We start from the raw sequence: 14,625 nt of genomic DNA on the forward strand, positions 1-14,625 counted from the left end.
ATAAATGTGCCTATCAGATATAGAAGGAGTATTAGGGCAAAAATAGCTAGCAAAATAGTTATCAATAGTTCAAGTTTAAGGGGGGGTTAAAATTCTAATCAACCCTGAAGTTTTATTTTGTAAGAGAAGATTAATATCTTCATTTTTTTATGTTAAGGACAGTGTCCCTAATTTCGGATGAAAAATTATGAACAGTGCCATTATTCTGATACTCGGCATCATTGCGATGTTGGGTGGATACCTATTTTATTCTAAATTTATTGCAAGCAAGATTTTAGCGTTGGATAACAGCCGTACTACGCCTGCGCATACACTAAAAGATGGTATCGACTATGTGCCAACCAATAAGTATGTCTTATGGGGACATCACTTTACCTCAGTTGCTGGTGCAGCTCCGATTATTGGTCCTGCCATTGCGGTGATTTGGGGCTGGGTACCTGCAACTTTATGGGTAGTATTTGGTACTATCTTTATGGCAGGGGTGCATGATATGTCTGCGGTTTGGGCTAGTATGCGTAACAAAGGTCAGTCTATCGGCTCTATTGCAGGGTCTGTCATGGGTGGACGTGTACGTAGCTTGATGATGGTGGTTATCTTCTTATTACTATTGATGGTCAATGCGGTGTTTGGTGTTGCCATTGCTAATATGATGATTAAAACGCCATCAGCAGTATTACCTGTGTGGGGTGCATTAGCTGTCGCTGCGGTGATTGGTCAATGTATTTATCGTTATAAGATGAGTTTGCCTTTGGTATCATTGGTGGGCGTCATCGCTTTATACACATTGATTTATTTAGGGCCTATGTTCCCGATTGCGTTGCCAGAGACAGTGATGGGACTGCCTGATAATGCAGTATGGATTATCATTTTATTTGTCTATGCAGCCATTGCCTCATTACTGCCTGTATGGATGCTATTGCAACCTCGTGACTATATTAATGGTCTACAGCTATTTGTTGGCTTGATTCTTTTATATACTGCTATTTTTGTGGCAACGCCTGATATTGTTGCACCTGCATTTAATACCCATCTACCAGCCAATACACCACCCATTCTACCTTTATTGTTTGTTACCATTGCTTGTGGTGCAATCTCAGGTTTCCACGGTTTGGTAGCGACAGGTACAACGTCTAAACAAGTTGACCAAGAAGAAGATGCCCGTTTTGTCGGTTATTTTGGTGCTTTAGGCGAAGGTTTATTAGCATTGGGTGCTATTTTGGCAGCTACAGCAGGTTTTGCTAGCTTCGCTGATTGGCAAGCGGTTTATCAAAAATTCGGTGATGGCTCAATCGGTGCATTTATCGATGGGGGTGCAACCATCTTAAATCATGGTGTTGGTATTGATATGGTACTATCACAAACCATGCTCACGGTAATGGCAGCCTTGTTTGCGGGTACGACCATGGATACTGGGGTACGTTTGCAGCGTTATATCTTCCAAGAATTTGGAGAGATTTATAACTTGCCTGCCCTACGTAAAGGGGTGGTTGCCACACTATTAGCAGTGGGTACGTGTTTGCTATTAGCATTTGGTGCAGGTGGTATTGATGGATCAGGTGGTATGATTATTTGGCCACTATTTGGTACAACCAACCAGTTAATGGCAGCCTTAACCTTGATGATTGTCACCGTGATTTTACTACGTAATGGTAAGACAGTGTGGTACACATTAGCACCACTGAGCTTCTTGTTGATTATGGCAATCTTTGCCTTGTTATTACAGTTAAAAACGTTTTATGGTGATGGCAACTGGCTATTGATTATCCTAGATATTATTATCTTGATTGCAACCATCATGGTAACATTTGAGAGTTTTTCAGTGCTACGTCGTGAATGGCATCAGCATAAGAAAAGCTAATAATCAGCCAGATTTATTTTAGAAACATCAAAAAACGCTGGCAATAAATGCTGGCGTTTTTTTATTGAGTCCATTTAGATATTTTATTAATGAGAAAGCAACAGGAAAGTAAGTGATGAGTCATCAGCCAAAAGATAACATACCATATAAAAAAGATGATATTGCAGATAATATGGATACACAAAAACCTTTATGGAAACGGTTTTTAGCAGGACTCAATGAGTTTTATCATGCACCATATCGACAGACAATGGCACGAGCAGCGCGCGATGAAGAAGATTTTTTTATGTTATTGCTATTTGCGGAAAGCTTAGGTATACAAAACCCTGCCAGTTTTTATACCTTAGAATTACAACCGTTATTTTTAGAGAACTTCCATGAGTGGCATACACGTATGGGAATGGAGCGATGCCCACTACAACATGGGGGATGTTGCTAATGCAAACTGTGCAAACGTTACAATCTACTAAAAATGATTTAATTAGTCAGTTACAGCAACAGCCGATTATCTTTGTTGGTGGCAAAGGTGGGGTTGGTAAAACCACAACGGCGGCTGCTATTGCGGTAAGCTTGGCAAAGCTGGGCAGAAAAACGCTGATTATCTCTACTGATCCTGCACATAGCTTAGGTGATGCCCTAAAAATCAAGCTGACTGCACAAATTCATCATATCAGTGATCATTTATCTGCTGTAGAGCTAGACCCTGCATACATTGTTGATAAGCATTTTCAGCAGGTAGAAAAGACCATTCGTGGCTATGCCAACCCTGATATGCTGCCTAAAATTGCTGAGTTTTTGCGGTTATCTAAGTCTGCACCAGGAGCGCAAGAAGCAGCGATGTTAGAAGCAATGTGTCACTATCTGGTACAAGAAACACAAAATTTTGACCATGTTATCTTTGATACCGCACCCACAGGTCATACTTTGCGATTGTTAATGTTGCCTGAGATGATGGGGGCATGGACAGATGGATTATTGGCACAACAACGCCGCCAAACCAAACTCAAATCAGTCGCTCGCCATCTTGGTGATACAAACTCTGATAAGCACAGCCATAAAGATGGACAATTAAATAATCCCTTTGCGCAAGCACCGAATGACCGTTGGACACAAGCAGTCGAGGTGCTAGAAAAACGCAAACAGTTGTTTCGCCAAGCAGGACAGAAGCTACATAATCCAAAACAGACTGCCATTGTTTTAGTGATGATACCAGAGATGCTATCGTTACAGGAAACACAAAGAGCCTGTCAACAGCTTAAAGAAGCTGATATGCCATGCTCAGCAATTGTTGTAAACCAAGTGATTCAGCAACAGCAAAGCGATGACTTTTGGCAACAGCGGGCAGATAGACAAGCACAAATTTTAGCGCAAATAGAGAAAAATTTTGCTACTTATCCTCGTTATTATGTGTCATTAAAGGCAGAAGATATTAGAGGAGTGGGGGAGTTACAAGATTTTTTAAATGGCTAGGCTAATCAGCTTCAGCTAACGGTTATTGCCTTTGGTTATGATATAAATACCCCTGCAACCATGCCAAAAACTCATCACTTGTGGTCGCCACATTAAGACGCAAATGGGTTGAGTTTTGATTATTAAGACAAAACAACTGTCCCGGTGCAACCAGCCAGCCATCTTGATGCGCTTGCAATGCCAATGGGGCAGTGTCTTGATGGGTATCAACCCAAATAAACATGCCTGCATGGGCGTGTTCTGGATAATCAAGCCCTATGGTCGGTAGTTTCTGCCGCAAATGCTGATGTGCCTGATACAGTCGCTCTTGTACCTTTTTTATTTGTCGTCGATATTCTCCATGTGTCCATAAACGATGAATTACCCGCTCGCCAAATTCTGGCGTGTTCATGGTGGTCAGTGTTTTAATACGCAGCACATCTTCGGTAAATTTATCAGGACTGACCAACAATCCCACCCGCCAGCCCGATGCCATAGATTTGGCAAATCCTGTGGCATAAAACACGCGCTCAAACTGGTCAACACTGGCATAGCGCAATACTTGATTGTTTGGCTCAAAAGCAGCGTACAAATCATCTTCAAAGATATAAGCATCATACTGATGGATAAGGTTCATCACTTGATGGGCTCGGGCAGGGTGCAAATGATAGGAAGTTGGATTGTGTAGCACGCTGTTGGTCAAATACAGCTTGGGGCGATGCGTTTCAAATAGATATTGCATCTGCTCAATATTAGGACCTTGATGGTCACGCTCAACCGCTACCACATTCAATCCTTGTTGTTGCAGACAACTTGACAACCAAAACCAACTTGGCGTATCGACCATCACCACATCACCTGCTTGTAGCAACATTTGGCTAACCATGGTCACTGCTTTTGATACGCCTGCGGTGGTGACAATATTATTCGCTGTTGTGTTCATACCAAGTATGGCTAACTGCTGGGCAAGCTGTTGGCGTAGCGGTAGATAGCCTTGAATATTGCCGTAGTCATAAATAAAACCATCTGCTTGCTGGGTGACTTGCCTGATTGCCCATTCCATCTTGTCATTGCGTATCCATTCATTGGGCAACACGCCTGCACCCGGTGCACGATGGCGTGGAATCTCACTAAACATCTGCTGTACCAGCCAGCGTGTATCTAATATGGGTTTTTTAACCTGCTCTTTTGTATGTGTATTGATAGCCACATTTGCAGGCATGGGCATATGCACATAATAGCCTGAACCTATTTTGGCGGTCAGTATTCCTGTTGCGACAAGCTGCTCATAGGCTTGCGACACCGTAAAGCTAGAAACACCCAGTAAAGCTGCCAGTTTGCGTACCGAAGGCACACGTTCATTGGGTTGGTAAATTTGCCAATCAATGCGCTGCTTTATCCATTCAACGATGGCGGCAGTTTTGCTAAGTTTGGGGTTTAGTTGGTAGTTATCATCATTGTTCATCATAGTTTTAATCGTATGAAAAGTATTTTTTGGAAGAAATATATTTAACCAAAATTGTTATGTTTAAAACACCGATACACTTTGTTAATCATATAGCAAACTGTATAGGGATTGTTATGGTTCTAGTGATTATAGTGGGTAGCAGTTAAAAAGTTAATCACTAACCAAGAGGATAACGATGAAATTCAAAGAGCATATATTAGCAGTGTTGGTAGTATTGATATGGGGCTTTAATTTTGTGGTCATTCGTTGGGGCATAGAAGATTTGCACCCGTTGACCATGACTTTATTACGGTTTTTATTGACTGCTATTCCGATGATATTTTTTATCAAAAAACCCGATGTGGCGATGCGTTATGTAGTGATTTATGGGGTATTATTTGGGGCAGGCGTTTGGGGGTTGGTGAATTGGGCAGTGTTTATTGGTATGCCCGCAGGATTGGCATCCTTATTGTTGCAATTAAGTCCGTTTTTGACCGTATTAGCCGCCGTTGTGGTGTTTAAAGAAAAATTACGCTTAACACAAATCGTCGGTATTGTGACTGCATTTATTGGCTTTTTGGTCATTTGTATTATTAAGACAAACACAAACAATGTTAATGGCAATGCGGTCGGCTATGTTGGCATGATATTGATGTTTTTGGCGGCATTTTTTTGGACAATATGCAATATCATTATCAAAATAGCCAAACCAAAAGATGTGCTGAGTTTTACAGTATGGTCAAGTTTATTTGTACCGCTACCGATTTTATTATTTACCTTACTTTACGGCATGATCAATAACTCTATAAGTGGCACTGCACATAGCATCGTCCTTGATACATTTTTACAATTGCCGAGTATAAAAGGCTGGGTGTCGGTGCTGTTTCAAGCATTTATCACTACTTTATTTGGCTATTCAGTATGGACACAGCTTATTGGTCAGTGCGGGTTAGCTCGGGTTGCCCCTTATTCGTTATTAGTGCCCATATCAGGATTGTTTTTTGGTTGGATATTATACGATGAAACGTTATCAGTATTTGAGCTGGCAGGGTCGCTATTGGTATTGATTGGCTTATTACTTTTGACGGTAAATTTTGCCATCAAACAGCCACTAACAACCAAAGTTTAGTCTTCTACCTTCTCGACCACAAAATTTGCCACTTCACGGCTGTTTTCGCTAAATTCCACCCCAATAAGATAAATGGATTTATTTTGTGAGGCATATTTGTCGGCATAGCCTTTTTCTTTAATTTGCTCAATCGCCAAATTGGGCTTTTTACTTTGTTCAATCACTTTAAATTCAAAGATATAAATACAGTCATTAAAGTCCACCGTCATGTCCATACGCCCATGACTGGTGCTGTCTTCTACCATAACTTGCAAACCTAAACTGGCAAAATAGGCATAAAATACGCTTGCCCAGTAACCTTCGAAATGAGCCATGTTGTTTTTACGATGCCAATCGTGAGGAATCGAGGCAAAAAAGGCATTAATCAGCTCATGGATGCCATCAAAGTCATTTACAAGTAATAATTGATACAGACGACTGCTTAGTATTTTGGGGGTTTCTGGCTGAGGATAATAGTGGCTTAACAAGGCAGAGGTAAGGCTATATTGAACCTCTAAGTTTGGAAAGCCTAAGATATAATTAGGCATCACCAGTTGATATTGTATGTCTTTGATGGTCAGATAACCCGTCTGGAACATCAATGCCATTGGGGAGATATCAGCCACATCAAAGCTTGATAATAGCCCATCATCTGCTAATGACTGATGAATCTCATAACTGGCAATACCTTCACTGAGTAGCTTATCAATCAAAAAAGTGGGCGTGCCGGTTTCAAACCAATAAGGGCGATATTGTCCTTTATCAAACAAAAATAATATGTCAAACGGATTGTAAACCGATTCTCCTGTCCAGTTATAGCCGTTATACCAGTCTTTGACTTTTTGACGCTCAAAATGTTGCATGTGCTCGGCAAATACGGTGTCTATTTCTTCTTGGGTATAGCCACACAATGCCGAAAATTTACTATCTAAGGTGACGTCATTCAGATTATTAAGCCCAGAGAAAAGATTAACTTTGCTAAATTTGGATACCCCAGTGAGCATGGCAAAGCGGATATATGCATCTTGACCTTTGATAACCGAGTATAAATCTCGCAGAGCATCACGCATAATCAAAGCAATATCTGGCTTTTGTAGATTATCTAAGATGGGCTTGTCGTACTCATCAATCAAAATGACCACTTTTTGTTGATATTTTTCAAAGGTTTGGGTAATTAAGTCTTCAAAACTATTGGCATTTTGGGTAATGTTTGTGCGAGGGACGGCGAGGGTAACACCTAGTTTTTTAGCATTTTTTTGTAGTTGTTTTTGAATGTTAATATCAAAGGTTTGTCTATCCCACATGATGCCTTCAGCAAAGCCCAAGCGAATCACAGGATAAGTAGTGTCCCAATCCCAATTTGACTCAGCATATAGCCCTGTGAATAAATCTTTATGTCCCATAAACAGCTCCGCAATGGTATCTAGCGTCAGGCTTTTACCAAAGCGTCTAGGACGAGACAAAAAGATATAACGATATTGTAAAAGCTGCAAAATATATTGGGTTTTATCCACGTAATAATAATTATCATGACGAATATCTGCAAAGGTCTGAATACCCAATGGTAGCTTTTTTGGCATTGTTGTTATTGTCATATTACTTCCTAATTTTAAGCTATTTTTAGGTAAAGACTGAGGTCATTAATATGAGCATGAATGGGTGATTTATTTATTATAGTATGCCTAATATAAATCTTCACTTGGTTGCCTTGTAGTGAAATTATATTAGATTGACTATATGACTATGATTACCGAGTCAACTTCCTTGATAATGACCATGCAGCATCAAGACGAAGATTTTTTGCCTGTTCGCTATTACCTTTATCCAGACTTGACCAATGTGGTTTGCTACGCGCTTTTTTTAGCTCACTGGGTAATTTATTTGCGTCCCAAGGCAGTGTAGCAGTAGTAATGGCTTGCTGAGAGTTATCTTCACCTTGTTGGACAGTTTGATAGGAAGACTGACTAATAAGATTGTCATTGCAGGTGGCATGCCCTCGATGGCGTAGTGCTTGTAGCAAATCCATAGAGCGAGTGGCTAATAAAGTTAAAGTAGCAGGGTCAATATACAAGCGTTTTACCCCCGAGATTTTATCGGCAATACTACTGGTATTTGATAACAATCCTCCTGCCAGTCCACCCAGTGCAGCACCTAAACCCATCGTTGTACCCAGTGCAGCAGCGTCAATCCCTAACCCCAATAATGCCCCAGCCGCCGCCCCTGATGTGGTGCGGATACCATAGCTTTTGAGTAACTCGGGGTCAAAGGGGTCTTGTTGATACTCATTAAGCTGTAAAGGTGTAGTGGCGACATGGCTGTCATAAAATTTATATAAATTTAACAGCTCATGCTGCATACCTCGCTCACTTTGACGTACGACTTCTTGCATTTGTGCCAAAACTGGCATGGGGTCGGCATCATCGTCAATTTCACGCATAAAGGCAGCGACATTAAGCAAAAAGTCAGCAATGATAATGGTTGCCTCATCATATAGCTGTTGCCAGTCGGCTTGGCGGCGCTCAATTAATTGATTCAGTACTTCTGAATGAGTCAACATGGTCGCAAGGTTTTGCCACAGTTTAATTTCGTCATCAAACTCAAATGCCACTGAGTCAAATCGGGTAGAAATATGCAGATTACGCCTTGCCAGCATGGTTTGCCAGTCGCTGATATTGGCATCTTGGCTATCAGTAAAGTTAAATACTGGCATCACAGGAATCGCCGCCCATGATAAAACTGCCAATTCATCTTTGTATTTGCCCAATACAGGCTCACGCGCGTCCACCACATAAAGTGCCATATCACTTGCCAGCAATTGACGGATAACCTTTGCCTCTTGGCTATAATCTTCTTCCGCTAAGCCCTCACCATCAGCAAGTTCACTTGCTAAAAACTGTTGCAAGCGTTCAATACCATCACGGCGAGAGGCGGTGTTATCCTCCAGCCAATCCATCAATCCTGACGCATCTTCCAGCCCTGGTGTGTCATACAATGCCACCAAAGGCTCACCTGTTTGGCTATCACTGATAACGGCTCGCTCCACATGGCGAGTAGTTGCCGCCTCATTTTTAACTTCACCAAAATAGACATCACGCAATAGGGTGCGTAGTAGGGAAGTTTTACCGGTATTGGTATGCCCAACCACCGCAAGCTTTAACGGTTCAGCTTGGGCAACAGTAGTTTTGTTTGGCGGTTGTTGTGCTTGCTGAGAGTGAGATTGTGACTCTAGGGTAGGGGATTGCTTATTTTTTACAGTGTCTGTTTTTTCTAACTTTTCTAGATTAGCTAGAGATTGGGCAGGGCGAGTATCATTAGTATTTGTAGGTGTATTTTTATCAAAGGCTTTATCAGCAAATAATCCTTGTTGTGCTGTTTGATTATCCGATGAATGATTTGATGGTGGTTGCGTCATATTGATAAGCCTTACGTTTTTTATAAAGGACATAGAGTGGACTAAATATAATCTATTTTAAGCAGAATGTTAAGGTAAAGAATTTATATTCATTTTTGCTATTTACTACGGTGGACTTATCAAAACCTTATTTGCTGCTCAACCCTACTATCTGCACTATTTAGCAGTCTTTCAGCTCAGTATTTTAGCATTGTTGCCTTGTATCTTTTTTAGCTTTCTTCGACTATGACCTGACATAAGGTAATGATATTATTAAAAAATAAATAAAAAGTGTTATGTTATAACATAATTATTATGCTAGGATATTGGGCAGCTAGCCAAACCATGGACTAAATCAGGAGGGATACCATGACACAATCTAATCAGCCAGCTAACCAATCAATGAATGAATCAGTTAATCAACCAGCCCATAAAAAATTGCCAGTGACCGTTTTATCAGGCTTTTTAGGGGCGGGCAAAACCACACTGCTTAACCATATTTTGCATAATAAAGAAGGCTTAAAAGTTGCCGTTATCGTCAATGATATGAGTGAGCTTAATATAGATGCCAGTTTGGTGGAGCGAGGTGGCAACTCTTTGTCACAAAGCGAAGAAAAACTCGTCGAGATGAGCAATGGCTGTATTTGCTGTACCTTACGTGAGGATTTGCTTATTCAAGTGCGCCAGCTTGCCAGCGCAGATAAGTTTGATTATTTATTAATTGAAAGTACGGGTATTTCAGAGCCTCTGCCAGTGGCAGCTACTTTTGATTTTCGTGATGAGCAAGGGCAAAGTTTATCTGATGTGGCTCATCTGGATACGATGGTGACAGTAGTAGACAGTGCCAATTTAATCAAAAATTACAGCTCAATTGAGTTTTTACGCAATAACAAGGAATACGCAGGCGAAGATGATAATCGAACCTTAGTTGATTTATTGGTTGAGCAAATCGAGTTTGCCAATGTCATTATTCTTAATAAAACCGATTTAATCCGTGCCGATGAGTTAGAAACAGTACATGCCATCATCAAAAGCCTAAATGGCGTTGCTAAAGTGATTGAAACCAATCATTGCAAGATAAATTTAAGTGAGATTATGAATACAGGTCTATTTAATTTTGCTGAGGCTGAGCTACACCCACTATGGGCGCAAGAGCTTTATAACTTTCAAGAGCATACGCCAGAGACCGAAGAGTATGGTATTACCAGCTTTGTTTATCGCGCCCGTCACCCTTTTGTGCCCACTAAAATCTATCAATTTTTTCAGCAACCATTGCCGGGGGTGCTGCGAGCCAAAGGCTTTTTTTGGTTAGCCAGTCGTCCTGACTATGTGGGTGAATTTTCAATTGCAGGACCGGTTGCCAAACATCAGGGCATTGGTTTGTGGTGGGCAGCCATGGATAAACTAAGCTGGCCTTCTGGTGATGGCTTTGCGCAAATGATGCAACAAAAATGGAGCGATGAGTTTGGTGACCGTCGTCAAGAGCTGGTATTTATTGGTTTTGGTGATGAAATGGATGAGCAAGGCATTCGTAAGCAGTTAGACAGTTGTTTGGCATACGATTATCTAGAAAATACCGAGCAATATAAAACAGCCGTTGACCCTTTTCCTCACTGGAGTATTGTTGCAGAAGAAGACATACCAGAAGAGCCCGTATTGGCATGATTATTTTTTAGCTGGCCAGCATTTTTACCTGCTCGCTAGTGTGTGCTGATGTGTTGTCACAGTTGCTAAGACGAGGGTCTTAGCCATTGAAAAATGAAGACTGACAAATGACGATACAAGGAAGAATAATAGGTGATATTTGAAAATCACTTATGTTTTTAATTATCAAAAAGGATATGCATTATGAATTGGCAAAATTTAAAACCGATTACCCTTGCGGTGAGTTCCGCTATGATATTGAGTGCTTGTAGTGGCGGTGGAAGCAGTGTAAATAATGACGATACGGCAGATAACACCCTCATCTGTCCAACAGGGACGACTTATCATCTGCCGTCAAAAAGCTGTGAGCTAAACAATCCACCAACCCTCACTGTTCCTACAACGGCTGAACTTAATAAAGATATCATGTTGGCACTGACAGGGGGTGATATAAGCCAAGTTACTCGTATTGACTGGAATTTAGGAGATGGCACAACGCAAACGGTGAATAAAAAAGACAATCATCTAGAAACCTCACTAAAGCATCGCTATAAAACAGCAGGCAGTCAGACCATCACTGCTACCTTATACGATAAGCAGGGCAATAAATTGGCAAATATCAGTCAGTCCATACAAGTCAATGACGCCAGTGGAGCTTTAACCCTACCTACCGTTACCATTAATCCTGATAACCCAGTCAAAGGTGCAACCTTTAGTGTAGCTCTAACGGGTGGTAGTAATGATAAATTTAGCCAAGCCATCTGGGAATATGATGGGCAAAGTAAAACGGTACAAAAAGCTGACCTATATAAGTCAATGAGTATTAAAACGGATAAAGACCAACTCACGATTCATATTATTTTATATGACAATAATAATAACGTGGTTGGACAGGTTAATAAAAATATCAAACTATTAGATGATCCGCACACAAGCTTTACTCTCACTGCCACAGGTATTACAAAATGTGCGACTGCCACTGAAAATATGCTGGATTGTACCTTAGCAGCCTTAGGTAGTGACTGGTATGGGCTAGGGCAAGATGGTGAAGCACCAGCAGGTGCGCCTATGGCGTATGAGCTACTCACTGGTCAGGCTGAGACTTGTGTCAAAGATAAAGTGACAGGACTTATTTGGGAGCAAAAAACTGATGATGGTGGATTAAGGGATAAAGACAATACCTATACTTGGTATAACCCCGATAGCAGCAAAAATGGTGGCAGTGCAGGCACGCAAAATGGCGGTGCTTGTGTGGGCTCTGACTGTGACACACAGGCCTATATTCAAGCACTAAATGCTGCTAATTACTGTGGCTATAATAACTGGAGGCTACCAAAATACGAGGAGCTACGCAGTATCATTAACTATGGCTATGGGCGTGATCAACCTGCCATTAATATAGAAGTATTCCCTAATACCCAATCTAAAAGCTATTGGTCGTCTTCACCTGTGGTCAGTGAGGTAGATGGCGTGTGGTATGTCGGTTTCTCTAGCGGTGGCGGTTACTATCGCAATAAGTCGAATAGTAATTATATACGAGCCGTACGCTCAGAATAAACCAGTTATGAATGCGAATACTGCTGGGATAAATCTCAGCCCACGACAAGACATTCTCGATAATCTTATAGGAGAAACCCAATGCAACCACTTACCTTAAAACTTACCCCTTTATTTAGTTGTGCTTGTCTGTTATTGAGTGCCTCAATCAGCCATGCCCAAATATGTAAAACAGACAGTATTGAAGCCACCACACCAACCAACCGTTTTACCACGGTTGGGGTAAAAAGTGGCGAAATCAAAGACACCTTCACAGGATTGATTTGGCAACGCTGCTCAATAGGACAAACATGGAATGGTACGACGTGTACAGGAGAGGCAACCAAACACACTTGGCAAGACGCGCTCATACAAGTCAAAGCGATGGGGGCAGGCTACCGTGTACCTAATATTAAAGAATTGACAAGCATTGTCGAATTTCAGTGTGCAGGCCCTGCCATCAATCTGCATAATTTTCCGAATACATTACCAAATGGTTATTGGTCATCTTCCCCCCACAGTCATGGTAAAACCTATGGGTGGTATGTGCAATTTAACTATGGTCACCCAAACGATAGCTATAAGCACGTTAAGCAATATGTGCGTGCTGTGCGTTCAGATAATAGCCGTTAAAAATTAACACAGTGCAATAATGCAATGTTGTCATTTGCCATTATTGTCATTGCATTGCTAGAAATTGGTAGATTTTCTCTTGTGTCGGAGCGGGTGTTTAACAAACACTGATTCTTGCTGATAAAATAGGTAGAACGCTCCGACCGCCATCTTTCTTTGAGTGTTTGTCAGTTCCAATAACTATTGTCATAAGTTATACTCTATTTGTCATATCTAATGTATTCTTATTTTATTTGAAAACAAATAATTATACTAAGAAAGTGGTTTGGAAACTCAATTCACGAATGCTAAGAAATGATAGACAATACTTCCCTATAATGGCTGAACCATATCATGATCAAAAAATTGAACTAAAAATAAAAGGCTTAAGAGTTGATGATCAAACTATCCTTTGTACCGAAATTTTAGGTATATCTATGCCACAGGGTAATGCGATAGAGTATCGAATAGACAAACCTTGCTCACTTACATACGGTGAAGGTATTGAACCTGAAATATCAAGATTGCAAACAGTTTATAACACCATTGAATCTGATGAGATAATACTAGAAGCTGAAAGAGATGCTCACAATATAACTACTGCTGTAGTAAGGCATAGTGATGTATGCTGAAGAAACCGTAGAGTAAAACTTGGTAAACTAACGTCTCAAATAGGAGTTTACCATGACAAAGAAAACACCCCATTACACAGTAGAATTTAAAGCTGAAGCTGTCAAAAAAATAGCAGACAATGGTGGCAATGTCAGTCAAACAGCCAGAGAACTTAAGATACCTATGCAAACCCTAGCAAACTGGCAGAACAAAGCTAACCAAGGCAAGCTTAAAGGTACTCAGCAATATGACCCTGAGCTTATTGCTCTTATCGAAGAAAACAAAAGACTGAAACGTCAGTTAAAGGTAGCCGAAGAAGAAAGAGACATACTAAAAAAGGCCACAGCGTACTTCGCCAAAGTCAGCAAGTGAAGTACGCCTTTATACAAGCTAATCAACAAGACTTTAGTATTATTAGCATGTGCAGGATATTGAATATCAAAGCTTCGAGCTACTACGACTGGTTAAACCGAGACATCAGTGAACAACAAATACACCGCAATCACTGTGAACTACTCGTTAGAGCTGCGCATAGTGAAACTAAACAGCGTTATGGCTACGAGAGACTACATGCTCATCTAACAGCTCAAGGAAACGACATTAGTAAGTATATGGTCAGACGCATTAAACAAGAGCATGGCATTTACTGTAAACGACACAAACGCTTTAAAGTCACTACTGATTCAAACCATGACAAACTTGTGTATCCTAACCTGCTTGAGCAAAAATTTGATGCTAGTTGTCCTAATCAAACTTGGGTTAGTGACATCACTTATATTTGGACTAATGAGGGCTGGTTATATTTAGCAGGGGTAAAAGACATCTATACCAAAGAATTGGTTGGCTATGCGTTAAATAAATGTATGACAAAAGAGTTAGTCTGTCGTGCATTGAATATGGCAATTAGAAACAAAAAGCCCAGTAAAGGCTTACTTGTACATTCAGACCGAGGCAGTCAGTACTGTAGT

At 40.8% G+C, this 14,625-nt stretch carries 11 protein-coding genes and 1 pseudogene; 9 read left to right on the top strand and 3 right to left on the bottom strand.

Annotated elements, in window-relative coordinates; all coding sequences use genetic code 11:
- Positions 1-187 precede the first annotated feature (187 nt).
- The 3 genes from FHK89_RS13100 to FHK89_RS13110 all read left to right on the top strand — a co-directional run bounded on the left by FHK89_RS13100 (position 188) and on the right by FHK89_RS13110 (position 3,328).
- Positions 188-1,858, top strand: coding sequence for a carbon starvation CstA family protein (locus FHK89_RS13100; RefSeq protein WP_230661150.1), 1,671 nt, complete (start codon positions 188-190; stop codon positions 1,856-1,858).
- A gap of 172 nt (positions 1,859-2,030) precedes the next feature.
- Positions 2,031-2,297: a cory-CC-star protein gene (locus tag FHK89_RS13105; protein ID WP_230661186.1), complete on the top strand. Its 267-nt coding sequence runs from the start codon at positions 2,031-2,033 to the stop codon at positions 2,295-2,297.
- A complete protein-coding gene (locus FHK89_RS13110; RefSeq protein WP_230661152.1) occupies positions 2,297-3,328 on the top strand; it encodes an ArsA family ATPase in 1,032 nt (343 codons plus the stop codon). The genes FHK89_RS13105 and FHK89_RS13110 overlap by 1 nt, the downstream gene beginning before the upstream one ends.
- A gap of 22 nt (positions 3,329-3,350) precedes the next feature.
- Here the strand turns inward: FHK89_RS13110 and FHK89_RS13115 are convergent, their stop codons facing one another.
- Positions 3,351-4,775, bottom strand: coding sequence for an aminotransferase-like domain-containing protein (locus FHK89_RS13115; protein ID WP_230661154.1), 1,425 nt, complete (start codon positions 4,773-4,775; stop codon positions 3,351-3,353).
- Between the two features lie 175 nt (positions 4,776-4,950).
- On the opposite strand from FHK89_RS13115, the gene FHK89_RS13120 reads away from it, so the two are divergent.
- Entirely contained in the window at positions 4,951-5,883 is a 933-nt protein-coding gene (locus FHK89_RS13120) for an EamA family transporter (RefSeq protein ID WP_230661157.1), read from the top strand.
- Here the strand turns inward: FHK89_RS13120 and FHK89_RS13125 are convergent.
- On the bottom strand, positions 5,880-7,457 hold the full coding sequence (locus tag FHK89_RS13125) for an ATP-binding protein (protein WP_230661160.1): 1,578 nt from the start codon (positions 7,455-7,457) through the stop codon (positions 5,880-5,882). The genes FHK89_RS13120 and FHK89_RS13125 overlap by 4 nt on opposite strands.
- A gap of 152 nt (positions 7,458-7,609) precedes the next feature.
- Positions 7,610-9,274 carry a DUF3482 domain-containing protein gene (locus FHK89_RS13130; RefSeq protein WP_230661162.1) on the bottom strand — a complete coding sequence of 555 codons (1,665 nt, stop codon included), beginning with the start codon at positions 9,272-9,274 and terminating at the stop codon, positions 7,610-7,612.
- A gap of 381 nt (positions 9,275-9,655) precedes the next feature.
- Here FHK89_RS13130 and FHK89_RS13135 point away from each other — a divergent pair, with 381 nt between their 5' ends.
- The 5 genes and pseudogenes from FHK89_RS13135 to FHK89_RS13155 form a co-directional block, all read left to right on the top strand.
- Positions 9,656-10,918, top strand: coding sequence for a GTP-binding protein (locus FHK89_RS13135; RefSeq protein WP_442966601.1), 1,263 nt, complete (start codon positions 9,656-9,658; stop codon positions 10,916-10,918).
- A gap of 183 nt (positions 10,919-11,101) precedes the next feature.
- Positions 11,102-12,454 carry an Lcl C-terminal domain-containing protein gene (locus tag FHK89_RS13140; RefSeq protein WP_230661166.1) on the top strand — a complete coding sequence of 451 codons (1,353 nt, stop codon included), beginning with the start codon at positions 11,102-11,104 and terminating at the stop codon, positions 12,452-12,454.
- Between the two features lie 81 nt (positions 12,455-12,535).
- Complete coding sequence (locus FHK89_RS13145) at positions 12,536-13,066, top strand: Lcl C-terminal domain-containing protein (RefSeq protein ID WP_230661167.1); 531 nt, start codon at positions 12,536-12,538, stop codon at positions 13,064-13,066.
- Between the two features lie 233 nt (positions 13,067-13,299).
- Positions 13,300-13,677 carry a hypothetical protein gene (locus tag FHK89_RS13150; protein ID WP_230661169.1) on the top strand — a complete coding sequence of 126 codons (378 nt, stop codon included), beginning with the start codon at positions 13,300-13,302 and terminating at the stop codon, positions 13,675-13,677.
- A gap of 52 nt (positions 13,678-13,729) precedes the next feature.
- Positions 13,730-14,625, top strand: a pseudogene (locus tag FHK89_RS13155) (IS3 family transposase); the annotation flags it as partial.

The sequence above is a fragment of the Psychrobacter sp. I-STPA10 genome (genome assembly GCF_021012795.1).
Taxonomy (GTDB): domain Bacteria; phylum Pseudomonadota; class Gammaproteobacteria; order Pseudomonadales; family Moraxellaceae; genus Psychrobacter.

Coding starts and splice junctions, on each gene's coding strand:
- FHK89_RS13100 (WP_230661150.1), top strand. CDS start 188: ATGAACAGTGCCATTATTCTGATACTCGGCATCATTGCGATGTTGGGT.
- FHK89_RS13105 (WP_230661186.1), top strand. CDS start 2,031: ATGGATACACAAAAACCTTTATGGAAACGGTTTTTAGCAGGACTCAAT.
- FHK89_RS13110 (WP_230661152.1), top strand. CDS start 2,297: ATGCAAACTGTGCAAACGTTACAATCTACTAAAAATGATTTAATTAGT.
- FHK89_RS13115 (WP_230661154.1), bottom strand. CDS start 4,775: ATGATGAACAATGATGATAACTACCAACTAAACCCCAAACTTAGCAAA.
- FHK89_RS13120 (WP_230661157.1), top strand. CDS start 4,951: ATGAAATTCAAAGAGCATATATTAGCAGTGTTGGTAGTATTGATATGG.
- FHK89_RS13125 (WP_230661160.1), bottom strand. CDS start 7,457: ATGACAATAACAACAATGCCAAAAAAGCTACCATTGGGTATTCAGACC.
- FHK89_RS13130 (WP_230661162.1), bottom strand. CDS start 9,274: ATGACGCAACCACCATCAAATCATTCATCGGATAATCAAACAGCACAA.
- FHK89_RS13135 (WP_442966601.1), top strand. CDS start 9,656: ATGAATGAATCAGTTAATCAACCAGCCCATAAAAAATTGCCAGTGACC.
- FHK89_RS13140 (WP_230661166.1), top strand. CDS start 11,102: ATGAATTGGCAAAATTTAAAACCGATTACCCTTGCGGTGAGTTCCGCT.
- FHK89_RS13145 (WP_230661167.1), top strand. CDS start 12,536: ATGCAACCACTTACCTTAAAACTTACCCCTTTATTTAGTTGTGCTTGT.